The sequence below is a fragment of the Drancourtella massiliensis genome (assembly GCF_016900655.1).
Taxonomy (GTDB): domain Bacteria; phylum Bacillota; class Clostridia; order Lachnospirales; family Lachnospiraceae; genus Sellimonas; species Sellimonas catena.
This window is the reverse complement of record NZ_JACJKH010000104.1, coordinates 1-515: the sequence shown is the minus strand read 5'-3', so window position 1 is coordinate 515 and position 515 is coordinate 1. Positions and strand designations below refer to the sequence as shown.

Genomic DNA, 515 nt, shown 5'->3' with positions numbered 1-515 from the left:
ATTCCTGAGCTTCGGTGGTGTGTTTCAGCCCCGGACATTTTCGGCGCAGGACCTCTCGACTAGTGAGCTATTACGCACTCTTTCAATGGATGGCTGCTTCTAAGCCAACATCCTAGTTGTCTTCGAAATCCCACATCCTTTTCCACTTAACACACACTTTGGGACCTTAGCTGCAGGTCTGGGCTCTTTCCCTTTTGACTGCCCAACTTATCTCGTGCAGTCTGACTCCCGATAAGCATCAGCATGGCATTCGGAGTTTGATATTCTTCGGTAAGCTTTGACGCCCCCTAGGAAATTCAGTGCTCTACCTCCACCTGACTCTATCGAGGCTAGCCCTAAAGCTATTTCGAGGAGAACCAGCTATCTCCGGGTTCGATTGGAATTTCTCCCCTATCCACACCTCATCCCCACCCTTTTCAACGGATGTGGGTTCGGTCCTCCATTGCCTTTTACGGCAACTTCAACCTGGACATGGATAGATCACCCGGTTTCGGGTCTACTCTGACAGACTATGA

General features: G+C 50.1%; 1 rRNA gene. It reads right to left on the bottom strand.

The features are described 5' to 3' along the window. Positions 1-515 (bottom strand): 23S ribosomal RNA (locus tag H6A32_RS15915); the annotation flags it as partial.